The sequence below is a fragment of the candidate division WOR-3 bacterium genome (genome assembly GCA_039802005.1).
Taxonomy (GTDB): domain Bacteria; phylum Hydrothermota; class Tepidihabitantia; order SM23-42; family JAOAFX01; genus JAOAFX01.
In genome coordinates, this window is sequence record JBDRVV010000001.1 from 122,487 (window position 1) to 147,539 (window position 25,053).

A 25,053-nucleotide genomic window follows, 5' to 3' on the forward strand; every position below is an offset into this window, starting at 1 on the left:
ATTGTTTTGATAAATATAATACAATATGTTTGGAGGCGGATGGGTGCTGGTGTGCCTGACGGGCTTCAAACCCGGTTATCCCTCGAAAGGGGGATGGTAGGTTCGATTCCTACACGCCTCCGCCAGTTCCTAACACTCTGATTTCTCCTCGTTTAATGGTGATGCCTTTTGAATCAAAATAAATCAAAAGTGGAAGTGCAAATTTTCTGCTGGCGTTTAATAAATCCCTGAATTCAGAAACCCTAATTTCTTTATGCTCCATCAGGAAATTGATTATCTTCTTTTTTGCTTCTTCAACCATTTCTTTGTGGAATACAACACCTTCCCCAACGTTGACAAGGGTCCCATTATCAAGGAGATAACGGTATGCCTTCTTTACGAGTTCAGGGGGTCCAATTCTTTGTTCTATTATTTTTTCTAACTCCGGGGGCTGAAACCTTGCATCAATATATATATTTTCCAGTTTTTTAACCATTCTGCCAAGTTCTTCATCAAGGGCAACTTGAAAATCATAAAGGCTTATTTTCCCATCGTTGGAAATCTTAATCTTAGATACCTCTTTTAAATGCTGTATGGTAAAATTAAATAAGGTATTATCCAATCCTTTGGGCAATTTATTTAACAATTCAAGTCTTGGTATGCCAACAAGGGTTGGGTTATTCTGATGAAAGGTTTTAACAATTCCTACTATCATCTCTTCAAGTTTATCTAAATTTTTACGGGAGTAATATAAGTTGCGTTTTTCATCTACCACAAGCAATGTTTTTTGATTCAATAAATCTTGAATTATATTTTTCACATTATCAACCGGAAGATTTATATCATGCGCAATTTCTTCGGGTCTTAAGGGCAAGGTAAAACTTTGATTCAAATTTTCTTCTACGATTACCGCAGGCTCCTGGGTTTCAATTTTTTGCAAGTGTGATAAAATCTCTTCATCGAATTCTTTTATTTTATCCGCTTTTGGAACCAATATAACACCACCACCGATTGTCACCGGTGGGGAATAGGTTCGGATTACAAATCTGTCTCCAATATCACAAACTGCAGGTGTTTCAAGCCGGAATTGTACCATTAACTTTTCGCCGGGTTCCATTGTTTTCTTTTCTAAAATCACAACCCTTGCGAGAATTTCGCTCGTCCCGAGATGCAGTCTTATTCGCGAGAAGGTTTTTAATGGATGTGATGAATGCAAAAGGTACAGGGAGCCATTCATAAATAGAGAAGGTTCAAAAAATCCCGGCTGGGCAATTACATTGCCTCTTTCAATTTCTTCTTTCTCAGCACCCGCAATATTAATTGCGGCACGAAATCCGGTACCAACTTCTTCAACTTTTTTGTTATGAACTTCTATGCCGCGTATTTTTAATTCCCTTTTTTGGGGAAGCAGTTCTACTGTGTCGCCGACTTTTATCTTACCTGAAAGTACTGTTCCAGCAACAACTGTGCCAAAACCCTTCATTGTAAAACATCTATCAATCGGCATTCTAAAAATGCCTTTGTCCGTTTTTGGCTCGGTCTGTTCAATCATCTGTTGGAGAATCATTTTTAAAGTATCAATGCCATCTCCAGAAACATTTGATACAGGGATTATAGGTGCTTCTTGTAGAAATGAATCTTTAGTTAAATGTTTTATATCATCTACCACCAGGTCAAGTTGTTGGTTGTCTACCAGATCAATCTTGGTTATGACAATGACCCCCCTTTTTATCTGAAGTAATTTTAATATTTCAAAATGTTCAATTGTCTGGGGCATTACCCCGTCATCCGCAGCAACAACAAATAATACAAAATCTATTGTGCTGGCACCAGCAAGCATATGACGGACAAACTTTTCGTGTCCTGGAACATCAATTATTGTGACATCATCACCATAAAATGCAAAACCCAGATCCGTAGTCATTCCCCTTTCTTTTTCTTCCTTCAATCGGTCCGGGTCTGTCCCGGTCAAAGACTTTATCAATGCACTTTTGCCATGGTCTATGTGTCCTGCTGTTCCAATGACGATGTGCTTCTTAATTGACTCGATCATTTATTACTCAAAATATTTAATATTTTATCAATGATAATTTTTTCCTCTCCCTTAAATATGGTTCGGAAATCAAGTAAATAATGGCCATTTTCAATCCTGCCAAATATTGGTGGATTAGAAAGGCGCAATCTTTTTGCAAGATGCTCAACCGAAAAATTTTTGGGCTTGATTGCTAAAACATATGTTGGCAATTGTTCAGTGCTCAATGAACCACCACCTATTTCAGATACCGACCATCTGACCTCCAATTTTAGATCAGGTAAATCCTGTAATTTTTTTGCACACCACCGTGCCTGTTTTTTAATATCCTGAATTGGTTTTAAAAGTAATGACATAACGCCGTGATTTTCTAAGATTATTTCTTCCTTTCTTAAAAATAACTGGAGTGTTGCTTCAAGGACAGCACTCGTTAGTTTGTCACATCTCAATGCCCTTGTCAGCGGGTTCTTTTTTATTTTTTCAATATATTCTTTTTTGCCAATGATTATTCCACACTGGGGACCACCAATCAACTTATCACCGCTGAAACAAATTATATCTGCACCGATCTTTACGCTTTCCTGAACCAGGGGTTCTTTAGGTAGATTATATTTTGAGAAATCAATCAAAGCGCCACTTCCTAAATCATCAATCACCGGTAAATTATATTTCTTTCCCAGCATGACGAGTTCTTCAAGTGGCACCTGTTTAGTGAAACCCGATATCCGATAATTTGATTGATGAACCCTCAAAATTGCAGCAGTATTTTCGTTTATCGCTGACTCATAATCTTTCAAGTGGGTCCGATTTGTTGTTCCAACCTCACGCAATATCGCACCGCTCTGAGCCATTACATCAGGAATTCTAAACGAACCGCCGATTTCAATTAATTGCCCGCGGGAAATAATAATTTCTTTGCCTTTACCAATGGTATTGAGTATCAATAATGTTGCTCCGGCATTGTTATTTACAAACATTCCAGCCTCTGCACCCGTTATGATCTGGAGTAATCTGCTTATTTTTTTATAGCGGTCAGCCCTTTTCCCTTCTTCATCTATCTGTAGTTTTGAATACCCGATACTAACAGAATACAATGATTGTAATATACCTTCAATATATGGTGCCCTACCCAATCCAGTGTGAAGGATAACTCCCAATCCGTTTATTGCGTAGGTGTAATAAGGCTTTATTAAATCATTTAATTCCTCAATAATTGAGTTTTTTAAATCATCAATACTTAAAGTTTCTTTATCAATTATCCTTTTTCTAAAATCTTCTGTTTTCTCACGAATAACTTTTATTATATATGCATGCTCTAATTCGTCAGTAAAATCTTTTAATTCAGGAAAATTCAATATTTTATCAACAGAAGGAATTTCCCTTACATCTTTTATTTCATTCATATTTGAGCTTGATATTTTATCTCGCCATTTCTAATTACATATTCGGCTCGGCCGGTGAGTTCTTTATTCAAAAATGGCGTATTTCTTGATTTTGATTTTATATTTTCCGAACTTAATATCCATTTGATACCTGGATTGATTATTACAATATCGGCAATTGTCCCTTCTTTTATTACACCAAGTTTTTCTTTTAATATCTGAGCGGGCTTCACGGTAAGTTTATCAAGGACCTCAAGCCAGGAAAATCTTTCCAGATTAATCAGTTGCATTATTATCATAGAGAGTGCGGTCTCAAATCCAATAATCCCAAATGGTGCTAAGGCAAATTCAAGTTCTTTCTCAGCCTGTGTATGTGGGGCATGGTCAGTGCTGATGCAATCTATAGTTCCGTCGCGCAATCCTTCAATTATTGCCCTTCGGTCAATCTCGGTCCTTATCGGTGGATTTACTTTGTAATTTGTGTTATATGTTTCAAGGACGCTGTCATTGAAGAAAAAATAATGGGGACAGGTTTCGCAGGTTACATCAATGCCTTCTTTTTTTGCCTTTCTTATCAGTTCTACAGAACCCTTTGTGGAAATATGACAGAGGTGGAGTTTTGCACCGGTAAATTTACTAAGCATCAAATCCCTCGCCACGATTACCTCTTCTGCAATGGCTGGTGACCCTGAGAGCCCGAGTCTGGTTGATACTTCACTTTCATTCATCACCCCGCCCTTACTCAAATTTTCATCAATGGGATGTTCAAATATTGGTACGTCAAAAATCTTTGAATACTCCATAGCATAGCGCAGGACCCGCGCATCGCTGACAGTATTGCCATCATCAGAAAAACCTTTAACTCCGGCTCTTATTAACTCACCGAATTCAGAAATTTCTTTCCCTTCCCGTTTTTTGGTGATTGTTCCAATCGGGAAGACCCTGCAGAGATTTACCCTTTCTGCCTCTTTTATTATATAATTTACAATACCTTCGTTATCGATTGGTGGTTCTGTGTTGGGCATACAACAGATAGTAGTAAATCCACCGGCGATTGCCGCCCGTGAACCACTTTCAATAGTCTCTTCATCGGGACGACCCGGATCACGGAGATGACAATGAAGGTCGATAAAGCCCGGACTTATAATCATTCCGCTTGCGTCAATAATTTTGTCGGCATCAATCTTAAGATTACGCTCAATCTTCTGTATTTTATTTCCTTCAATTAGTATATCAGTAATGCGGTCAAATTTTGATTTTGGATCAATCACCCGTCCATTTTTGATCAACAGGCTATTCAATTTTACCCCCCGCATGGATAAATAGTATTCCCATCCTCATTGCCACTCCGTTCTTTACCTGTTTTAGAATTACCGATTTTGGTCCATCTGCTACCTCCGGGTCTATCTCTATGCCGCGATTAGTTGGACCCGGGTGCATAACGATACTCTTTGGTTTCATTTTCTTAACGCGTTCAACAGTCAAACCATACAAATTGCGATATTCTCTAACCGAAGGGAAAAGTCCTGATTCCTGTCTTTCCAACTGTATTCTTAATACCATTACAACATCAAAATCACCAATAATTTCATCAAGATTATAAAAGACTTCTACACTTAACTTATCAATATCAATCGGTATAAGGGTTGGTGGCGCGCAGACCGCGACATTTGCCCCGAGCGTTTTTAATCCAAAGATATTGGAACGGGCGACCCTTGAATGAAGTATATCCCCTACAATCAATACATTGAGATTTTTAATATAACCAAAATGCTGACGCATCGTCATTATATCAAGTAATGCCTGAGTAGGATGTTCATGTGTTCCATCCCCGGCGTTTATGACAAATGCATTAAGGTTATCAGCGAGAATCTTTGGCGCACCTGAAGCAAAGTGTCTCACAACTACACCATCAACCTTCATTGCTTCAATATTCTTTGCGGTATCTAAGAGTGTTTCTCCTTTTTTAACGCTTGATGTACTTGATGAAAAATTTACAATATCTGCAGATAATCTTTTTGCGGCCATGCTAAATGAAATTTGGGTTCTGGTGGATGGTTCAAAAAAAAGTGTGAGTATTGTTTTACCACGTAACGCAGGAATGATGGGAATGGGACGTTCCAATACTTCAAGAAATTTTTCTCCAGTATCTAAATAATTGATTATATCTTTGCTACTTAACCCCTCAATCCCCAAAAGGTCTTTTTTTGGATTCATTATTTTTCAGTTATTTTTAATTGTTCAATTTTTGGTCGGGAATGATGAGCCATCTTTATCCGACCTTTTTTTACCTTTATATTTTTTGTCTTTGCTTTTCTGTGGACAAATACGAGGTCCTTACCATCAATTTCTTTAAGATATACATCCACAATTTCTTTTTCTAATGTTGTTATCCGTTTACCAACATAATCTGCCTGGATGGGAAGTTCTCTATGCCCGCGGTCAATGAGGACCGCAAGTTGAATCTTTTTTGGTCTACCAAAATCAAGGATTTCTTCTATTGCGGCACGAATCGTTCGGCCGGTGAATAAAACATCATCAACGAGGACTACGATGCGATTATTTATATCAAAATTTATATCAGTTCCTTCTATTATCGGTGTTTCTGATACAAGCTGCAGGTCATCACGATAAAGGGTTATATCAAGGGCACCAATCGGAACTCTTGTCTTTTCACAATCATCAATCTCCGTACCAATACGCTGGGCGAGTATATCACCGCGCCTTTTTATGCCGATCAGTGCTAAATCCTTTGTTCCTTTATTTCTTTCAACTATTTCACGGGCAATCCTGGTGGTAATCCTTTTTATATCAGTGGCTTCAAGAATTTTTTTCATAACTGAATTTAATTATAAATAAAAATTGACCGAAGTCAAGACTTGACGAAAAAAAGGGATTGGGTATAATAAAAAATGAAGAAGGCAGTTATCGCCCTTGGCGGAAATGCTATTTCCATGACCGGAAGGGATGATATACATGTCCAGTTTGCCAATACGAGGAAAAGCCTTGAAATAGTTGTAGAGCTGATAAAGCAAGGATACCATATTGCTATTACCCACGGCAATGGTCCCCAGGTGGGTAATGCCCTTTTAAGGGTTGAGAGAACTGCCCAGGAGATTCCTGCCCTGCCACTCGGTGTGATTGTTGCGGATACCGAGGGTGGAATGGGATATATGATTGAACAGAGTCTACAGAATAAATTGAAAAGATTGGGTATTGAAAGGGATGTTGTTACGATTGTAACGCAAATAATTGTGGATGCCAATGACCCATCAATAATAAATCCTACAAAATTTGTAGGTCCTTTTTATAATGAAAAACAGGCAAATAAACTGGCTGAATTATTTAACTGGACAATAAAAGAAGACCCGGGACGGGGTTATCGCAGGGTTGTTCCTTCACCTAAGCCTGTAAAGGTAGTAAATTCCAAGATCATTAAACAGCTTGTTGATCAGGGGGTGATAGTGATTGCTGCCGGGGGCGGTGGGATTCCTGTTTATATTGAGATTGATGGTACCTATGAGGGTATTGATGGGGTAATTGATAAAGACCTTGCTTCGGCAGTCCTTGCTATTGAAATAAAGGCACAGATTCTTGCTATCTTAACTGCTGTTGATTATGTATATTTAAATTTTAAAAAACCTGACCAGAAGAAACTTGATAGGATTACTTTAAGTGAGGCAAAAAAGTATTTAAGTGAGGGACATTTCCCAGCAGGCAGTATGGGGCCAAAGATTGAGGCCGCAATTAAATTTTTAGAGTCAGGGGGCCAAGAAGTAATAATAACTTCGCTTGAGAATGCTAAAAAAGCATTTTTTGGAGATTTCGGAACTAAGATCGTCTTAGATTAATTTTTTAAAACCTCCAGATAGGACGATATGTTGCAGCAAGTATGCCACCAGCAATCGCGCCCACAATAATATTTATAACAAACATTACAATAATAGCGACGATCATATATCCAATAACCTTTTCTTTAGGGGTGGACATCATAACCGGCATTCCCAGATACATCAGATATAATCCGTAAAGTGAGGCGAGAAGAACGAGTATCCCGAGAACTGGAAAGATATAAAGAACTCCAGCAACAAAATAAGGGGTCATAGAATAAACTGCAAGCTTAAATGCATTTGTAACATTTGGCGCTGAATCAAAAGATGGAGCAAGTGCATTTATTACGATTCCTTCAATATAAAGCCCTATGAGTGTAAAAATAAACCAGACTATAGCCCAGACAATGGCAGATGCAAATGGGTATCTTATTACACCCAGCATTCCGAAATTAACACCAATGAGTACATAGCCCAAGAAACCGAATATTGCCGGGATTAAGGCAAGGGGTATTGCATAACCAGTCAATACCTGGGCTATATTTGTTGGCTCTGATTTTATTTTTTCCCATTCAGTCTTTGGACTGAACAGAATTCCTTTAATTCTCTCAATCATTAAAACCTCCTTATTGTCAAAGTATATACAAGATTAATATAAAGTCAATAGAAAGGTGTGGAGATTTAAGATACAATACGATTTTCTTTTTTGTGTTGTTGACTTTGAGGTTCTTTTGAATAAAATTGGATATGGAAGTAATCAAATTTACAGAGAAAGATCATAAGGTTTGGGAAGAATTTGTAAAACAGGCAAATAATGGAACAATCTTCCATACCTTGAAATTCCTGAGCTACCATCCACCGGAAAGATTCAAAAGTCATCATCTTTTAATAAAAGAAAAAGAGAACATAATTGCACTCTTTCCTGCAGTGATTGAGGATAAGACCATTATCTCACATAAAGGTGCATCTTATGGCGGATTTGTTTTAAAGCAAGGAATTGGAATACATGATATCTATCTCTGTGTCGCACATCTAATTGAGTTTTTAAAAAAAGAAGGAATCAGACAGGTCGTGCTTACCCAGACCCCCCTTGTTTATTATCACCAGCCAAATCAATATATAGATTTTGCATTGATGAAGCACGGATTTAAGTACAGAAAAAGAGAGATAACTGCAGTCATACCTTTGGATATCGCAGAACCACTCCTTGTGTTCCATCCGGATGCACGGCGCTCCACAAAAAAGGCAATTAGAGAAGGCGTGAAAGTAAGAATAACAGATGATTATGCACAATACTATGAGATATTGAAAAACAATCTTGGGATGCGACACAATGTATCGCCAACCCATACCTTGAGCGAACTTTTAAGACTGAAAAATCTGTTCCCGGATGATATCATTCTTTTTGGTGCCTATCTCAAAGAGAAGATGGTCGGTGGAATGGTCATTTTTGTGACCAATCCCAGGGTGATACTTGCCTTTTATATCAGCCATGATAATCAATATCAAGCATACCGCCCGGTTAATTTATTATTCTATGAAGTGATAAAATGGGGCCGGCTAAGAGGTTTTCAATATCTTGATTTGGGTACATTTACTTTGAATATGGAACCAAACTGGGGACTCGGGAGGTTTAAAGAGAACTTCAACGCGAGGGGATTTTTGAGGGATACATATGAGAAAGAGTTATGAAAATACCTTAAAGTCCAAAACTTTTTCTGATGAAAATCAGGAGCCCTAGATACCTAAAACAATGAAAGCTCTTTTTTTCATATTTCTATTTATATTCCAGTCATCTGGTGACAGAGTCAATATTTGTAAATTAGACAAACACCTTTGTTATGAAAATCAGGTAGTCAATAACAATTCTGACAGTCGTCCTATAATTTATGGATTGGAATTTTTAGCCAGCAATGCAGGTGCTTTGATTTCACATTTTTCACTATATTCGCTCAATAATAAAAAACAATGGACAAACGGGCCTGAGCCATGGATATATGGAACTGGATATGCGCTCACAACTACTGCACTGACAACCGCTGGAACACACCTAATTGGCAAATTATTTAAACAAGGTGGCAACTGGAAAAAGGCGGCTATTGGTGCGGGCATCGCCAGTTCTTTTGTTTCTTTTGTTGAATATAATTTCCATCGGTTTGGTGTTGAATATTGTTTACTACCGAGTATCGGTGCAACAGTTGGATACAATTGGGACCGTAGTAGATTTTTTAGACAAACTGGAATTTATATTTTTGAGTGTATGGGGGGATGTGCTGGTTTAGGGATTTCTATCTTTATTACAAGTTTTTATTGGGCCTTCAATTATGAATACAGCGAAATTGATGCTTATATCCCAATATACACGATTTCAAATATGATTTTTACAAGTACAACAACGACAATCACTGGCAAATTGTTCAAAGAAAAGGGAACTTGGTGGAGGGCGGCGCTCGGTGCCGGTGCTGGGGCATTAATAAGTTCGTATGCGGCATATTATTGGGATTCCCATAATTGTAAACCCTGGCCAAAGATTGTTGTTATACCGCTTGTATTACTTCCTTCTACGGGCGCAGTAATTGGATACAATCTGCGTTGATCAGAATTTATTGATTCTTGGAAGAAAATTATAAAGGGGGGGTAATCAATGAAGAGAAAAGTAATTAGTATATTTATTTTCTTATCATCGTGTTTTTTGAATGGGCTGGAGATAGATACGGCACGCATATATCGTGTGCTGTCCTTATGGCGTAGAAATAATGGTTAAAACGAGTTGTGGCTGAGGAGAAAGGGGATAGTGCAGAGTAATGCTTGGTGAAGATGAATTAGAACATAGAATAAAGGCAAATCTTGACGGACTAAATCAGTTAATCAAATCAGGAATCAGCGTTAGTTTTCAGGTTTATTCAGGTTATGGCCATACAATTCCGGGGGATGTGGAGCTTGAAATTAAGTGAGTGATTGATTGGTTAGAGAAATAGTCAATTTTCACCCTTGACAACAGTCTTTATTTGAATATTATACTAATATAGATGAAGGAGGCATTATGAACAAAAAAATTATGTTGGGAAGCCTCATTCTATTGCTCTTTGCTACTTCTTTCTGCTTTGCGGCTGGTGAGAGATACTGGTTAAGAGGTGTATATCCCCAGGGAACATACGGAATTACATATAATCCCAATACAGATCGTATCTATTATGTCAATTATACCACGCAGGTCATTTACATCGCCTCTTCAGATAGTTTCGTTACGAGTTATGGAACAATTCCAGCACCTAACAATGACAGTGGTTGTATTGATTTGAAATATTGCTCTTATGATAATACCTTCTGGGTTCTCAATAAGAGGCATAAAGCGGTTTATAAAATCAATACATCAGGAACCGTGCTGCGGTCATTCAGTGTATCATATATAGATTATCCCTGCGGTCTTGCCTGGGATAATACCAACCGTCAAATTTATATTTCGGATAGGAGAACGACCGGTGGCCAGACCCAATACATATATTGTGTTGACACGATGGGCACGGTAATAAGACAGATGACCCATCCGTATCAGGGTGCCTATTATGGAGCAAGATGTCTTGATTATGTTCCAGCGATTGGCTCAAATCCTGCACATTTGTTGAATGCCTATACATTCTTTAATAGCAGTTCCACCCTTGATAGTGCGGGTGTCTTTGCACTCAACCCCTTGAATTGTCAGAAAATAAACTTTTTCAGATTGTACCCTGCGGATTCCTGTAATATTCGTGGTGTTGTAAGGGACCCAAGAGATGGAACATACTGGCTTACCCTCTATCAATATGGTACCTGAGCGTCCTGTCCAGGGGCGGTCCTAAAGGTCGCCGGCTTCTACGGTGTAGGAGCTCAGGAAGATGCAAAAAATAAAGATGTAAAAGTTACTACCCATTTAAGCGTATATCCCAATCCTGCGAAAAGAACAGTTTACATCTCTTGTCCTGTTGAAAAGGGAATGTTAATAGAATGTAATATTTATGATATTACTGGAAAACTCGTGAGAAAATTGTATAAGGGAATTTACAACTATGATTTCTTAAAACTTGTCTGGAATGGAAAGGATATAAATGGAGATGATGTGAAATCCGGAGTGTATTTTGTGCGATTGATTACACCAAAATCTTATGACTGCGCCAAAATCGTGATTACAGAATAATTCTGAACGAACCTGAAAGGGGGTGGTGAAGGCCACCCCTTTTTTATTTTTGATATGAATTGCATACTTGACAATAATGAATTTTTGAATATACTTGCATCGTGGTTAAGATTTTAATGGATAAAAAAGTTCTCACCGATTGCTCTTTAAGGGCAATATCGGATATTAATTGTCTTAACCACAACCACACTACATTCCACTTTAATCATTACTGGTATTGGCACTTCCGGGCCCAATAAGGGTCAATAAATCCTTTTTGGTCCCGGAAGTGCAACCACTTTTTTACCACATACAAAAACCATAAACTTTAAAAAATAAAAAAACAAATCTTTAGAATTATTTAAACGAAAGGAGGTTTGATTGAAGAGATTGAAAATTGTCATTCCTAAAGGCAGTATCTTTGAGAACGTGATCAGACTTTTTAATGATGCCGGGATTTATATCAACATTGGTGAAAGGGTGTATAGGCCGTTCGTTAATGACCCTGAACTTCAAATAAAGATACTGAGGCCGCAGAATATACCGGATTTGATTGAGATCGGTTCGCATGACGCTGGGTTTACGGGTAAGGATTGGGTTATAGAATCTAATGCAGATGTGATTGAGGTTATGGATTTGAAATTAGACCCGGTAAAGATTGTCTCAGCGATTCCTGAAGATGCAGACATTGCCACTTTGCATAAAAAGATAATAATAGTTGCGTCAGAATACGAAAGGTTGACGAAGAATTTTTTGAAAAAAGAGGGATTCAAATACAAATACCTGCGGACCTATGGAGCAACAGAAGTCTTTCCGCCTGAAGACGCTGATATGATAATTGATAATACTGCCACAGGAAATACATTGAAAGAACACAAATTGAGAGTATTTAAGGTAATTATGGAATCAACTACGAGATTTATAGTTGGTAAAAGAACACTTAAAGACCCCTGGAAATGCAATAAGATTGAAGAACTGAAAATGCTTTTTCAGGCAGTGCTTGACGCACGAGAAAGGGTAATGCTTGAAATGAATGTGCCCAGAGATAAATTTGATAAGATAGTAAAAATTCTTCCCTGTATGCGTTCACCAACCGTTGCACCATTGTATGGAGAAAAAGGATTTGCGGTAAAAGTTGCGGTAAAAAAGAGTGAGGTTGTGAAATTAATTCCTAATTTAAAAAGGCTTGGTGCTACTGATATCCTTGAGTATGAATTCAGGAAGGTTGTAGTATGATAAATATTAAGGAAGCGATAATTACATTGCCTGCTTATGAAGTCCCCCAGCAGGCAAGGATAAAACTGAATCAGAATGAGTCTCCTTATGATATACCCGTTGAATATAAAAAAGAGATATTTAGCAGACTACAGAGGATACCCTGGAATCGCTATCCGGTTGAGAATCCCGAAGGATTAAAGAGAGAACTTTCTGATTATACTAATTACCCTGCGGATGGAATTGTTGTCGGGAATGGTTCCAATGAATTGATACTTGCGATTATGCTTGCTATTTGCAATAAAGGAGATACCATTACCGTTATAAAGCCGGGTTTTGCAATTTATTCATATCTTGCGCGGGTTCTACAATTGAAGGTTGACCAGGTACCATTGAAAAGTGATTTCACATTTGATGTAAAGGCATTCTGTCGTAGCGCATATAATTCAAAATTGGTAATCTTCGCATCACCAAATAATCCAACTGGTACTGCAATGGATATTGATGGGATAGAAGAGGTTGTGAAAATGAAGAAATGTATAGTAGCTGTGGATGAGGCGTATTATGAATTTCATAGATTGACCTGTCAGAAACTGCTTGACAGATACCGCAATCTTATAATTCTCAGAACTTTTTCTAAAGCATTTGGCATTGCTGGAATAAGGCTGGGCTATTTGCTCTGCCAGTCTGAAGTTGCAAAACAACTTGTCAAGGCAAAACTTCCATTTTCCGTTGGAATATTCCAGCAGATATCTGCGCAATATTTGCTTACAAAAAAACGATTTTTTTATGCGACGGTGCAGAAGATTGTTGCTGAGAGAGAAAATGTCTTCAATAAATTGAAGGATATTTCTGGTATAGTTCCAATTCCATCTCGAGCAAATTTTATTCTTTTTGGGATAAAAAATAGTTCATCAGTCCGACTTTTTGAAGAACTTTATAAAAGAGGAATTCTCGTTCGCAGATTTAGTGATCCTGCTTTAGAGAATATGTTGAGGGTAACCATGGGAAAACCAGAGGAGAATAAGGAATTTATAAAAGTAATGAAACAATTAATGAAAAAAATTGGGGGTTAAAATGCGTAAATCTGAGATAAAACGCAAAACAAAAGAGACCGATATTACAATTAAATTAAAGATTGAAGGTACTGGAAAAAGCACTATTGATTCTCCTATAGGATTTTTTAAACATATGCTTGAGACATTAGCCAAACACAGCGGATTTGATATTGTAGCAAGAATAAAGGGAGATATTGAAGTTGACCAGCACCACATCATTGAAGATACGGGTATCTGTTTAGGTCTTGCATTAAACAAAGCGCTTGGTGATAAAAAAAGTATGAATCGCGTTGGGTTTTTTATCCATCCAATGGACGAGGCACTGGCAATGGCGTCGTTAGATATATCGGGGAGGACTTTCTTAAAATTCTCGGGGAATTTCAAAAAGCAAAGAGTCGGCGATTTACAGACAGATTCAATTGAAGATTTCTTTGCAGGATTTACAAATGGTTGTCCCTGTACATTACATATCAAATTGTTTTCAGGGAGGTCTGATCACCACAAGATTGAAGCGATATTCAAGGCATTTGCCAGGGCACTGAGCCAGGCATGTTTGATTAATAAAAAAATAAAAGACATTCCGAGCACAAAGGGTGTCTTATGATTGGCATAATAGATTATGGTGCAGGCAATATTCATTCGGTTAAGAATGCGCTTGATTTTCTTAAATTCAAAAATTGCATAATAAAAGAGCCTGAAGATATGAAAATTGCAGATAGGATTATCCTGCCCGGGGTCGGTGCCTTTGGTTTCGCTGTGAAAAAACTTAAGCAAACAGGACTATTTGAAAAAATCATGGAATGGCTTAAAAGAGACCGTCCCTTTCTGGGAATATGCCTTGGTCTTCAGTTATTATTTGAATCAAGCGAAGAGTCAAAAAAAATTAGAGGATTTGGCATATTTAAAGGCTGCATAAAAAGATTTGATGAAAATAAAGTTCCCCAGATCGGATGGAATAATGTTGATATTCTTAAAAAATCACGAATCTTTCATTTTAGAAAAAGTCAATTTTTTTACTTTCTCCATAGTTATTATGTAGATACACCAGAAAAGGAACTGATCGTTGGCATTACTGAATACGGCATAAAGTACCCATCAGTAATTAACCGAGATAATATCTATGGGGTTCAGTTCCATCCTGAAAAGAGTGGAAGGGTCGGTCTTGCATTATTAAAGAACTGGGTGGAAAGATGTTGACCGTAAGAATTATCCCCTGTCTTGATGTGGATAAGGGACGGGTCGTGAAAGGAATAAGATTCAAAAATTTAAAGACGGCTGGAGACCCTGTAGAATTTGCCCGATACTACAATGACCAGGGTGCAGATGAACTTGTATTTCTTGATATCACCGCCTCTTTTGAGCGTAGAAAGACTATGGTAGATATTGTAAATGAAGTGGCAAAGAATGTCTTTATACCATTTTGTGTTGGTGGTGGTATTAGGAATGTAGATGATATGCGCAATCTGTTAAATGCTGGTGCGGACAAGATTGCAATCTGCACTGCAGGGATACAAAACCCGGCTTTGATAAGAGAAGGTGCGGTGCTATTCGGTTCCCAGTGTATAGTCGTTTCAATTGATGCAAAGAGGGTAAAGAATGGATGGCATTGTTATACACACGGTGGAAGGTTTGATTCGGGCATTGATGTTCTAAAATGGGCGAAAGAATGTGAGAGGCTTGGTGCCGGCGAGATTTTACTGAATTCCATTGACCGCGATGGGACAGAAAAGGGCTACGATATTGAATTGACAAGGGCAATAAGTTCCATTGTGAAAATTCCGGTTATTGCCTCGGGTGGTGCAGGGAATTTAGAACAGGTTTATGAGGTCGTAAAATATGGAAAGGCAGATGCAGTGCTTTTCGCATCAATCCTACATTTTAAAAAATATACGATCAAGAAAATAAAAAATTTTCTTTCAAAAAAAGGAGTTAATGTAAGATGGTAATAGGGTCTATAGATTTAATGGACGGAAAGGTCGTCCAATTAAGACAGGGTAGAGAGAAAATTCTTGAGTTTGATGATGCCCTAAATTTTGCAAAGGAATTCAATAAATACAATGAGGTTGCAGTGATTGACCTTGATGCCGCAATGGGCAGCGGTGATAACCTGAGTACCATTAAAGAATTATTAAGGGTGGCTGATTGTCGTGTTGGAGGTGGCATAAGAACAATTGAAAAGGCTAAAGAATTGATTGACTATGGTGCAAATAAAATAATTATTGGTTCAAAGGCATTTGAAGAGAAGAAGATTAATCACGAATTTCTTTCTGCCTTGAAACAAAAATTGGGAAAGGATAAAATTGTGATTGCACTTGATACATACAATAGTAAAGTGGTTGTGAGTGGCTGGAGAGATTACACCGGTATAGACCTTTTTGATGTAATAAAAGAATTTGAACCATATACAAACGAATTTCTCTTTACATTTATAGAAAGCGAAGGAATGATGCAGGGTATTGATATTGCGAAGGCAAAAAAAATTCGTGAGAAGACCGATAGAAAGATAGTGGTAGCGGGTGGGGTATCTTCAGTAAGTGAAGTAAAAATCCTTGCTGAAATGAGTATTGATGTTCAGTTGGGAATGGCATTGTATACAAAAAGAATTTCACTCGCTGATGCATTTATAGAATCATTGAATTGGAAAAACGAATTGATTCCAACTATAGCTCAGGACATATCGGGTGCTGTATTGATGCTTGCGTATTCAAATAAGGAATCATTGAGAAAGATATTTGAGACCGGTAATATGTGGTATTTTTCAAGAAGCAGACAGGAGTTATGGTTTAAAGGCAAGACATCAGGCAATATACAAAATTTAATTAAATTAAGAGTTGATTGCGACCGCGATGCGATCCTCGCGGTTGTAAGACAGAATGGCAATGCCTGCCATAACGGAAATTTTTCCTGTTTCAATATAAGGAGGCCAGAATGAACTACGAGCATAAGAAAATTACTGAGACAATAAAAAAATTGGTTGATAACCAATCCTTAAGTGAAAAAGAATCTTATGATATTTGTACAATGATAATGGATGGCAAAGTATCACCGGCACAGATTGGTTCCTTGCTCACTGCACTCAGGATCAAGGGCGAAACGGTTGATGAAATAACTGGATTTTGCAGGGCAATGCGTGAGAAGATGGTATCAATTAAACCTTCCGCAACTACAATAATTGATACTTGTGGTACCGGTGGCGATGGCATGCGCACCTTCAATATATCAACAACCTCGGCATTTATTGCCGCGGGGGCAGGTTGTTTTGTGGCAAAACACGGCAACCGGTCAGTTTCAAGTCTCTGTGGAAGTGCTGATTTAATATCAGGACTCGGAATCAAGATTGAACTTGAGCCAGAATTGGTAAAAGAGTGTATTGATAATATTGGTGTTGGGTTTCTCTTTGCTCCATTATTCCATCCTGCAATGAAATATGCAGTCGTGCCGCGGAAAGATATCGGTATCAGGACAATCTTCAACTTATTAGGTCCGTTATGTAACCCGGCAGGTGTAAAGAATCAGATTATTGGTGTGTGCAGGAAAGAATTTATGGAAAAAATCGCAAAGGCACTAATAAATCTAAATATCGAAAGGGCACTGATTGTATATGGTGGTGACGGGCTTGATGAGATAACGACCACCACCAAAACATATGTTTTGGAGATAAAACATGGCAATATGACAGATTACGAAATTTCACCTGAAGAATTTGGTATGAAAAGGTGCCGTATGGAGGATTTGGTAGTGAACGATAATAAAGAAAATCTTGAGGTATTTATGTCAATTTTAGAGGGCAAACCAGGTGCTAAAACCGATACCGCCGTATTAAATGCAGGTGCCGCAATATATATTGCGGGAAAGGCTGAGTCTATTAAAGATGGGATTGAAATTGCGCGGCAATCAATATTGTCGGGTTCGGCATTGAATAAACTAAAAGAATTAAGGAGGTTTGTAAATGAACATGCTAAGCGTGATAATTGAGGAAACAAAAAAAGATTTATACAAAAAAAAGAGTCAACATCCGATGGAACATTTTTTAAAAGCCACCAATAAGATCAAAAATGATTTTAAAAAGATTTTTAAAGAGAAATCACTGGCACTGATTGCTGAGATAAAAAATGCATCTCCATCAACCGGAATAATCAGGGATGATTTGAATCCGGAAAAAGTTGCCCGTATTTATGAATCAGCAGGTGTGAATGCTATATCGGTCGTAACTAACGAGAAGTTTTTTAAAGGGAAAAAAGAATATATTGAAATAGTAAAGAAATCAACAACCCTACCAGTTCTGAGAAAGGATTTTATCATTGATGAGTATCAGATTTACGAATCATACGCGGTAGGTGCTGATGCAATACTATTCATTAGTTGTATATTGCCACCTGTAAAGTTAAAAAAATTTGTAAAACTCGCTCACAAACTTAGTATGGCGACAATTGTAGAGATTCATACAATTAATGATTTAAAAAAGGCATTAGATACAGAAACCGAGATAATCGGTATTAACAATCGGAATCTGAATAATTTTTCAGTTGATATCAATAACTCTCTGCACCTGATACAGAAAGTGCCAGAACATTATTACACGGTTAGTGAAAGTGGAATAAAAGATCAGGATGATGTGCAAAAGTTGAAAAACGCTGGTTTTGATGGTTTGCTTGTGGGAACTTCTATCTTAAAGGCAGATAATATGGTAGCAAAAATAAAGGAACTAAAATGGATAAATTAAGCTCTTTAAGGAAAGAAATAAAAAAATTGGATCGTAAAATATTAAAATTAATCCAAAATCGAATGATATTAAGTGAAAAGATTGGCAAAATAAAGAAAAAGAATGATATCCCACTTTTGGATTGGAGTGTGGAAAAAGAGGTGATTAACAATGCAATTCAATATGCTGAAGAACATAATCTTAATAAAAACTTTGCCCGAGCAATCATCACTAAAATAATTGAATACTCCAGAATCGGGCAGGAAAGACTGCATTTTTCAGCATATTCAGGAAAAAGAGAAGATATACTCATCGTAGGGGGACTGGGTGGAATGGGACGCTGGTTTGCTTATTTCTTTCAGAATCAGGGGCACAGGGTGTCGATCAATGACTTAAAAAGTTCTGGTCTCCCTAATTTTAAATATTATCGTAATCTTGAACAGGCATTAAAGGAAAAATCAATTGTTATTATTGCTACACCTCTATCAACCGTGCCCGCTATTATTGAAAAAATTGCTAAATTAAAATGCGATTCGGTGGTTTGTGATATTGCGAGTGTTAAGAGTCATATAATCCCCGCGATAAAGAAGGCAATGCAGAAAGATATTAAAATTACAAGTATTCATCCAATGTTTGGCCCTGCCTGTCATACCTTGAGTGATAAGATTATCTGTCTATGCGATTGCGGTTCTCCAGAGGCGAATAATAAAATTTTGGGTCTTTTTAAAGATACCGCAGCAAGACTTATTAAACTTCCATTTGATGAACATGATAAGCGCATTGCTTATGTCCTCGGACTCTCCCATTTCTTGAATATTCTTTTTGCTAAGTGTCTTATAAATAGTGGTTATACAATAAAAGATTTAGAAAATATTGCCAGCACTACATTTAATGCCCAGTTAGAGACAACGAAGAGCGTGATCAAAGAAAATCCAGAACTTTATTATGAAATCCAGGCGCTAAACCCCTATAATGATGATTTATTTAGCAATTTAAAAGTCTGTGTTGACTCATTGGTGGAGACGATTAAAGCCGGTAAAAAGTATGCATTTATAGATATTTTTAAAGAAGGGAGCAGGTGGCTTGGTCAGTATTAAGATAAAAATCTGCGGAATAACCAATCTTGATGATGCATTAATGGTATCAAAATTTGGAGTTGATGCTTTGGGTTTTATCTTTGCTCCATCTCCGAGAAATATTGAGCCTGTGATTGCAAAAAATATTATCCGGAAGCTTCCTCCTTTTATAATAACGGTCGGAGTATTTAAAGACCAAGAACTTGAACTGGTAAATAAAGTGGTTCGTTTAACCGGGATTGATGTAGTTCAGTTACATGGTTCTGAATCCCCGGAATACTGCAGGTTCATAAAGAATGCCCGAATAATCAAGAGGATTAAAATTGATGATGATAAAGTAAAAGTGAAGAAAGTTATTAGTGATATTGATAAATATTCGGTAGCAGGCTATCTATTTGATCCTGGAGAAGGAAGTGGTAAGGTATTCGATTGGAACATGGTAAAAGGAGTAGGAGGTAACATAATCATCGGTGGTGGACTTAATCAAGACAATGTAAAAGATATGATTGGTTTATTGAAACCTTATGGAGTTGATGTGTGTTCCGGAGTAGAAAAATTTCCCGGGAAAAAAGACCCAACAAAAGTTAAAGAATTTATAAAAGAGGTGAGGAAATGTTCATTACAGGTGTGATTGGTTATCCTTTAAAAATGACTTTTTCTCCACTACTCCATAATAATGCATTTATACATTTGGGCTTGAGTGGACAATATTTTCCGTTATCTGTTCCAGAGCAGGATTTTGAAACGATAATCAAAACTATTAAAAAACTAAAATTCGCAGGGTTAAATATAACCAATCCGTATAAAATGAGAATTTTGAAATATCTTGATGGAGTAAGTCCAGTAGCGAAGAAAATCGGTGCGGTGAATACGGTGGTTATTAGAAAAAATAAATTATTTGGTGAGAATACAGATATCTACGGGTTTGATAAGTCGCTTAAAGAACACAATATAAATATTACTGGGAAAAAAATAATGCTTATCGGTGCGGGCGGGGTTGCCCGGGCAATCGCCTATGTAATTTTTAGAAAAAAACCACAGTCTTTTTTCATTACAAACCGCACAAAAATAAAATCTCTATATCTTACAAAAAAATACAATGGCCAGCCAATAGATTTTAAAGATATTTTCACTATCATACGAAATGTTGATGTAGTAATAAATGGAACATCAATTGATATTCATAATTTAATCTTCCCTCATATGAAAGATGGAAGTGTGTATTATGACACTAATTATCGTTTTAATTTATTGAACTCACAAAATATATTGGTGGTTAATGGAATCACAATGTTGGTTTACCAGGCGGCATTTTCATTCAGTATCTGGACTGGAAGAATGCCGCCGGTAAACATAATGAAGAATGCAATCAAGGAGGTGCAGATTGGTTAGAATCTTAACGGCTGGTGAATCCCATGGGCCAGGATTGACAGCGATAATAGATGGGATGCCGGCAGGCATAAAAATAGAGGTTGATTTTATAAACAAAGAATTAAAAAGACGTCAATCCGGTATGGGCAGAAGTGAAAGGATGAAGATAGAAAATGATGAGATTGAAATCATTTCTGGTGTTAAAAACGGAAAAACGATTGGTTCGCCTATCACGCTTTTTATAAGAAATACCGATTACCGAAAAGCCCATTTTTTATTAGAAAAGAAAAAAGACAAAGTGGTTACAATTCCAAGACCGGGGCACGCAGACCTGCCGGGTCTATTAAAATTTGGTTTTTTTGATATTCAAGATGTTCTGGAAAGGGCTTCCGCAAGAGAAACCGCTATGAGGGTTGCAGCGGGCGCTGTTTTTAAAATTTTTTTGAATGAGTTTGAGATCAATATTGGTTCAAGGGTTGTCTCAATTGGTTCTGCAAAAAAGAAAAACCAGTTCTTGAATTTAATAAAAAGGGCACAAAAAATCGGTGAAACAGTTGGTGGGATTGTTGAAGTTTATGCTGATAATGTATGCCCTGGACTTGGAAGTTATACACAATTTGACAAAAGACTTGATGCATTGATTGGGCTGGCAATGCTGTCAATACCATCGGTAAAAGGAATTGAAATAGGCGAGGCAATAAAAAGTACTATTATTTTTGGCTCAAAATTCCACGATGAAATATTTTTTAGTAAAAACAATGGTTTCTATAGAAGGACGAATAACGCAGGTGGAATTGAAGGGGGCGTAAGCAATGGCGAAAGGATTTTGATAAGGCTCTATGCAAAACCAATTCCTACCCTCGGGAATCCTTTGTATTCGGTTGATATAAAGACCAAAAAAAGAACTTTAGCTCCAAAACCCAGGGCGGATGTATGCGTTGTCGAATCAATTTGCGTGATTGCTGAAGCAATGCTTGCGTATGTTATCGCCTCTGCAATTTGTGAAAAATTTGGAGGTGATTGTCTTGCCGATATAAAAAAGAATTATCGTTTTTATCAAAAGAGGATAAAGAATGTCTGAAAATATCATTTTAACAGGATTTATGGGTTCGGGCAAGGATACCATAGGAAGATTGCTCGCAAGTAGATTAAATATGGGTTTTATTTCCACTGACCAAATGATTGAACTGGCTGAGCAGAAGTCGATTAAAAAGATTTTTGAAGAGAAGGGCGAAGTTTATTTCCGAAAAAAAGAAAAATGGGTGATTGAGAAGATAAAGGGATTGAAAAATGTTGTTATAGCCACCGGTGGCGGTATGGTGATTGATATGAAAAACAGAAAAGAATTGCAAAAAATGGGAAATGTGATACAACTATCAGCAAATATTGAAACCTTGAAAAAAAGGATTATCACCAATGGAGAAAGACCGTTGATAAGAAATGTTTTTGACATTGATAGATTATACAGAAAAAGAAAGGGTATATATGACTTTGCCAAGATAAAGATTGATAATTCAGAAAAAAAGCCAGAAATGGTTGTAAATAAGATTATTGAAGAACTGAATTTTGAAAAACCTCAATCGTTTAAAGAAAAAGCAGAGATACGAATTAAAACGAAATTAAAAAATTACCCGGTAATCATTGGTTATGATATTATGGAGCATTTACCCATTTTTAATAATAAGGTGGTGATAATCACAAATCCACTGGTGGGCACACTTTATATGAACGAACTCATAAATTATCTCAAAAAAGGAAATAATGAAATAGATTATTTTATCATCCCGGATGGAGAGGAATTTAAGAATTTTGATACTGTGGAGAAAATATATGACTTTCTTTTTAGGACCAATTTCCAGCGACAAAATTTTATAATAAGTTTAGGGGGTGGTGTTATCACGGATATTGCAGGTTTTGTTGCATCCACATTCAAAAGGGGATGTAGAGTAATCCATATTCCGACAACACTTCTCTGCCAGGTAGACGCAGCAATCGGTGGTAAGACTGGTATAAACACAGATTACGGCAAAAATATGCTGGGTACATTTTACCAGCCTGAACTCGTCCTATGCGATTTGAAAAAATTACTAACCCTTTCGGACAAAGAATTTTTAAACGGTATCGCCGAAGTCATAAAATATAGTATAATACATTCCAAAAGATTGTTTTACATTCTTCAAAAAAAGAAAGAACAGGTCAAAAATCGCAATTTACAGCTCTTATTTGAGATTGTGAAGGCGTGTGTATCTATAAAGGGTGTGATAATAAATCAAGATGAAACCGAAGAAAAGGGGATAAGGGAGATTTTAAATTTTGGTCATACAATCGGACATATCATTGAAACGATAACGAATTATAATATCTATTCCCATGGTGAGGCAATATCAATGGGAATGGTTGAAGAAATGAAACTATTTGGCAGAAAAATAAACGAGATGCGCGAAGTTAAAGAACTGCTGAAGGAATATTGCCTACCAATATATGTGCCGTGTGATCTTAAAAACAAGATGAAGAAATTAATCTCACATGATAAGAAAATGAAAGGTAAATATATAACCATCGCTGTTTTTGAAGGGATTGGCAAAATAAAGATAAAGGAGGTTTTATGCAGAAAATTCTTTTAATAAATGGTCCTAATTTAAATCTTCTGGGCAAGAGAAATCGATTTTTTTACGGGGATTTATCGCTTAAAGAAATAAATGAGAAAATTCTTAACCATGCAAAGCAGATGGGAATAATGGTTGATATATACCAATCAAATTCCGAGGGTGCGATAATTGAAATCATACAGAATGCGGAAGGATATGATGGACTCATTATAAATCCTGGTGCCTACACCCATACTTCGGTAGCAATAAGGGATGCAATTGAGTCGGTTGGTATTAAAACGATAGAGGTTCATATCAGCAATATCTATGCTCGAGAATCATTCAGACACAAAAGTTTTATTGCACCAGTATGTATCGGGCAAATAGCGGGGCTGGGTTGGTATGGATATATTCTGGCAATTGAATTTTTTATTCATTTTCATTACGGAGAAGAAAATGTATCGCCAGCCGAATAAAAGTGGTTATTTCGGAATATTTGGTGGTAGATTTATACCTGAAACATTGATGCCGGCATTGATAGAACTTGAGAAGGCTTATAGAAATTTTAAAAATAATAGTGAATTCAAAAGAGAATTAAATTTTTATTTAAAACATTATGCTGGCAGGCCGACACCACTATACTTTGCAAAAAATTTATCAGAAAAGATGAATGGGGCAAGGATATTTTTCAAACGGGAGGATCTTCTTCATACCGGTGCCCATAAGATAAATAATACAATCGGTCAGGTTTTGCTTGCAAAGAAAATGGGCAAAAAAAGAGTAATCGCTGAGACCGGTGCCGGACAGCATGGTGTTGCCACTGCGACTGCCTGTGCCCTTTTAGGATTGAAATGTATTGTATATATGGGGAAAAAAGATATGAGTAGACAGAAGATGAATGTCTTGAAAATGAGGCTTCTTGGTGCCGAAGTTATTCCTGTAAATAGTGGAACAGAGACCCTGAAAGACGCAATAAATGAGGCAATAAGGGATTGGGTTACAAATATCAAGACCACCCATTATTGTATTGGCTCGGTTGTGGGACCACATCCCTACCCAATGCTTGTGCGTGATTTCCAAACGGTAATAGGCAAAGAAGTAAAAATACAGATAAAAAAAATAGTGGGTAGATTACCCGACCTACTCATTGCCTGTGTTGGCGGTGGAAGTAATGCCCTTGGCTTCTTCTATCCATTTTTAGATACAAGTGTAAAGATGTTAGGGGTTGAGGCCGGTGGGTTTGGTATACATACAAAGAGACATTCTGCAACACTATCTTGTGGAACGGTCGGAGTTCTACATGGAGCAATGAGCCTTGTTCTACAGAATAAATACGGGCAGATTATGTCTGCTCATTCCATTGCCCCGGGGCTTGATTATCCAGGAGTCGGTCCGGAGCACTCCTTTCTAAAAACAAGCAAGATAGTAAATTATACAACCTGCACCGATAGGCAGGCGATTAAGGCATTTAAAATTCTATCGGAAACCGAAGGGATTATCCCCGCCTTAGAAAGTTCTCATGCCCTTTATATTGCAATCCAGAAGGCAAAAGAAATGGACCGAAAAAAAATTATAGTTGTTAACCTTTCGGGCAGGGGTGATAAAGATTTAGAGATTGCGGAGGAATTTTATGAGCGCGATTAAAGAAAGATTTAAAATACTTGAAG

The 25,053-nt window shown here is 37.2% G+C and carries 24 protein-coding genes, 1 tRNA gene and 3 pseudogenes; 22 read left to right on the forward strand and 6 right to left on the reverse strand.

All coding sequences use genetic code 11. From position 1 onward, the window contains the following. Positions 1-31: 31 nt before the first annotated feature. Positions 32-125, forward strand: a tRNA-Sec gene (locus ABIL69_00600). Here ABIL69_00600 and selB read toward each other — a convergent pair. The 5 genes and pseudogenes from selB to pyrR form a co-directional block, all read right to left on the reverse strand. Then, on the reverse strand, positions 110-2,032 hold the full coding sequence (selB, locus tag ABIL69_00605) for a selenocysteine-specific translation elongation factor (GenBank protein ID MEO0122493.1): 1,923 nt from the start codon (positions 2,030-2,032) through the stop codon (positions 110-112). The two genes, ABIL69_00600 and selB, sit on opposite strands and share 16 nt — an antisense overlap. Then, positions 2,029-3,414, reverse strand: a complete 1,386-nt coding sequence (gene selA, locus ABIL69_00610) for an L-seryl-tRNA(Sec) selenium transferase (protein MEO0122494.1) — start codon at positions 3,412-3,414, stop codon at positions 2,029-2,031. The genes selB and selA overlap by 4 nt, the downstream gene beginning before the upstream one ends. Next, positions 3,411-4,694: a dihydroorotase gene (locus ABIL69_00615; protein MEO0122495.1), complete on the reverse strand. Its 1,284-nt coding sequence runs from the start codon at positions 4,692-4,694 to the stop codon at positions 3,411-3,413. The genes selA and ABIL69_00615 overlap by 4 nt, the downstream gene beginning before the upstream one ends. Continuing rightward, positions 4,687-5,610 (reverse strand): aspartate carbamoyltransferase catalytic subunit, encoded by a 924-nt coding sequence (locus ABIL69_00620; protein MEO0122496.1) that lies wholly within the window; start codon positions 5,608-5,610, stop codon positions 4,687-4,689. Before ABIL69_00620 ends, ABIL69_00615 begins: the two co-directional genes overlap by 8 nt. A gap of 104 nt (positions 5,611-5,714) precedes the next feature. Beyond that, positions 5,715-6,230, reverse strand: a pseudogene (gene pyrR / locus ABIL69_00625) (bifunctional pyr operon transcriptional regulator/uracil phosphoribosyltransferase PyrR). Between the two features lie 75 nt (positions 6,231-6,305). Here pyrR and arcC point away from each other — a divergent pair. Next, positions 6,306-7,244, forward strand: coding sequence for a carbamate kinase (arcC, locus tag ABIL69_00630; GenBank protein ID MEO0122497.1), 939 nt, complete (start codon positions 6,306-6,308; stop codon positions 7,242-7,244). Between the two features lie 4 nt (positions 7,245-7,248). Here the strand turns inward: arcC and ABIL69_00635 are convergent, their stop codons facing one another. Continuing rightward, the gene (locus ABIL69_00635; protein MEO0122498.1) at positions 7,249-7,839 is read right to left on the reverse strand and encodes a Yip1 family protein; all 591 of its coding nucleotides are present in this window, start codon (positions 7,837-7,839) and stop codon (positions 7,249-7,251) included. A 131-nt stretch (positions 7,840-7,970) separates the two neighbouring features. Between ABIL69_00635 and ABIL69_00640 the strand changes: the two genes are divergently transcribed. The 20 genes and pseudogenes from ABIL69_00640 (at position 7,971) to trpB (ending at position 25,046) form a co-directional block, all read left to right on the forward strand. Then, positions 7,971-8,915, forward strand: a complete 945-nt coding sequence (locus ABIL69_00640; GenBank protein ID MEO0122499.1) for a GNAT family N-acetyltransferase — start codon at positions 7,971-7,973, stop codon at positions 8,913-8,915. A 61-nt stretch (positions 8,916-8,976) separates the two neighbouring features. Then, on the forward strand, positions 8,977-9,819 hold the full coding sequence (locus ABIL69_00645; protein ID MEO0122500.1) for a hypothetical protein: 843 nt from the start codon (positions 8,977-8,979) through the stop codon (positions 9,817-9,819). Between the two features lie 208 nt (positions 9,820-10,027). Beyond that, a complete protein-coding gene (locus tag ABIL69_00650) occupies positions 10,028-10,177 on the forward strand; it encodes a hypothetical protein (GenBank protein ID MEO0122501.1) in 150 nt (49 codons plus the stop codon). An 89-nt stretch (positions 10,178-10,266) separates the two neighbouring features. Continuing rightward, positions 10,267-11,037, forward strand: coding sequence for a hypothetical protein (locus tag ABIL69_00655; protein ID MEO0122502.1), 771 nt, complete (start codon positions 10,267-10,269; stop codon positions 11,035-11,037). A gap of 114 nt (positions 11,038-11,151) precedes the next feature. Then, a pseudogene (locus tag ABIL69_00660) lies at positions 11,152-11,397 on the forward strand (T9SS type A sorting domain-containing protein). A 360-nt stretch (positions 11,398-11,757) separates the two neighbouring features. Next, positions 11,758-12,612 (forward strand): ATP phosphoribosyltransferase, encoded by an 855-nt coding sequence (gene hisG / locus ABIL69_00665; GenBank protein ID MEO0122503.1) that lies wholly within the window; start codon positions 11,758-11,760, stop codon positions 12,610-12,612. Beyond that, entirely contained in the window at positions 12,609-13,667 is a 1,059-nt protein-coding gene (gene hisC, locus ABIL69_00670; protein MEO0122504.1) for a histidinol-phosphate transaminase, read from the forward strand. Before hisG ends, hisC begins: the two co-directional genes overlap by 4 nt. 1 nt (position 13,668) lies before the next feature. Then, entirely contained in the window at positions 13,669-14,253 is a 585-nt protein-coding gene (gene hisB / locus ABIL69_00675) for an imidazoleglycerol-phosphate dehydratase HisB (GenBank protein MEO0122505.1), read from the forward strand. Beyond that, entirely contained in the window at positions 14,250-14,846 is a 597-nt protein-coding gene (gene hisH, locus ABIL69_00680) for an imidazole glycerol phosphate synthase subunit HisH (protein ID MEO0122506.1), read from the forward strand. The genes hisB and hisH overlap by 4 nt, the downstream gene beginning before the upstream one ends. Continuing rightward, positions 14,840-15,595 carry an imidazole glycerol phosphate synthase subunit HisF gene (gene hisF, locus ABIL69_00685; protein MEO0122507.1) on the forward strand — a complete coding sequence of 252 codons (756 nt, stop codon included), beginning with the start codon at positions 14,840-14,842 and terminating at the stop codon, positions 15,593-15,595. The genes hisH and hisF overlap by 7 nt, the downstream gene beginning before the upstream one ends. Further along, on the forward strand, positions 15,589-16,581 hold the full coding sequence (hisI, locus tag ABIL69_00690; protein MEO0122508.1) for a phosphoribosyl-AMP cyclohydrolase: 993 nt from the start codon (positions 15,589-15,591) through the stop codon (positions 16,579-16,581). Before hisF ends, hisI begins: the two co-directional genes overlap by 7 nt. Next, on the forward strand, positions 16,578-17,624 hold the full coding sequence (trpD, locus tag ABIL69_00695) for an anthranilate phosphoribosyltransferase (protein MEO0122509.1): 1,047 nt from the start codon (positions 16,578-16,580) through the stop codon (positions 17,622-17,624). Before hisI ends, trpD begins: the two co-directional genes overlap by 4 nt. Next, the gene (gene trpC / locus ABIL69_00700) at positions 17,599-18,372 is read left to right on the forward strand and encodes an indole-3-glycerol phosphate synthase TrpC (GenBank protein MEO0122510.1); all 774 of its coding nucleotides are present in this window, start codon (positions 17,599-17,601) and stop codon (positions 18,370-18,372) included. The genes trpD and trpC overlap by 26 nt, the downstream gene beginning before the upstream one ends. After that, positions 18,360-19,448, forward strand: a complete 1,089-nt coding sequence (locus ABIL69_00705; protein MEO0122511.1) for a prephenate dehydrogenase/arogenate dehydrogenase family protein — start codon at positions 18,360-18,362, stop codon at positions 19,446-19,448. Before trpC ends, ABIL69_00705 begins: the two co-directional genes overlap by 13 nt. Further along, positions 19,435-20,058, forward strand: coding sequence for a phosphoribosylanthranilate isomerase (locus ABIL69_00710; GenBank protein MEO0122512.1), 624 nt, complete (start codon positions 19,435-19,437; stop codon positions 20,056-20,058). Before ABIL69_00705 ends, ABIL69_00710 begins: the two co-directional genes overlap by 14 nt. Next, on the forward strand, positions 20,040-20,819 hold the full coding sequence (gene aroE / locus ABIL69_00715; protein ID MEO0122513.1) for a shikimate dehydrogenase: 780 nt from the start codon (positions 20,040-20,042) through the stop codon (positions 20,817-20,819). The genes ABIL69_00710 and aroE overlap by 19 nt, the downstream gene beginning before the upstream one ends. Next, complete coding sequence (locus tag ABIL69_00720) at positions 20,812-21,879, forward strand: chorismate synthase (protein ID MEO0122514.1); 1,068 nt, start codon at positions 20,812-20,814, stop codon at positions 21,877-21,879. The genes aroE and ABIL69_00720 overlap by 8 nt, the downstream gene beginning before the upstream one ends. Further along, positions 21,872-23,422, forward strand: a complete 1,551-nt coding sequence (gene aroB, locus ABIL69_00725) for a 3-dehydroquinate synthase (protein MEO0122515.1) — start codon at positions 21,872-21,874, stop codon at positions 23,420-23,422. Before ABIL69_00720 ends, aroB begins: the two co-directional genes overlap by 8 nt. Continuing rightward, positions 23,404-23,862: a type II 3-dehydroquinate dehydratase gene (aroQ, locus tag ABIL69_00730; GenBank protein ID MEO0122516.1), complete on the forward strand. Its 459-nt coding sequence runs from the start codon at positions 23,404-23,406 to the stop codon at positions 23,860-23,862. The genes aroB and aroQ overlap by 19 nt, the downstream gene beginning before the upstream one ends. Continuing rightward, positions 23,843-25,046 (forward strand): annotated as a pseudogene (gene trpB, locus ABIL69_00735) (tryptophan synthase subunit beta). The gene aroQ and the pseudogene trpB overlap by 20 nt, the downstream one beginning before the upstream one ends. The last annotated feature ends 7 nt before the right edge of the window (positions 25,047-25,053 follow it).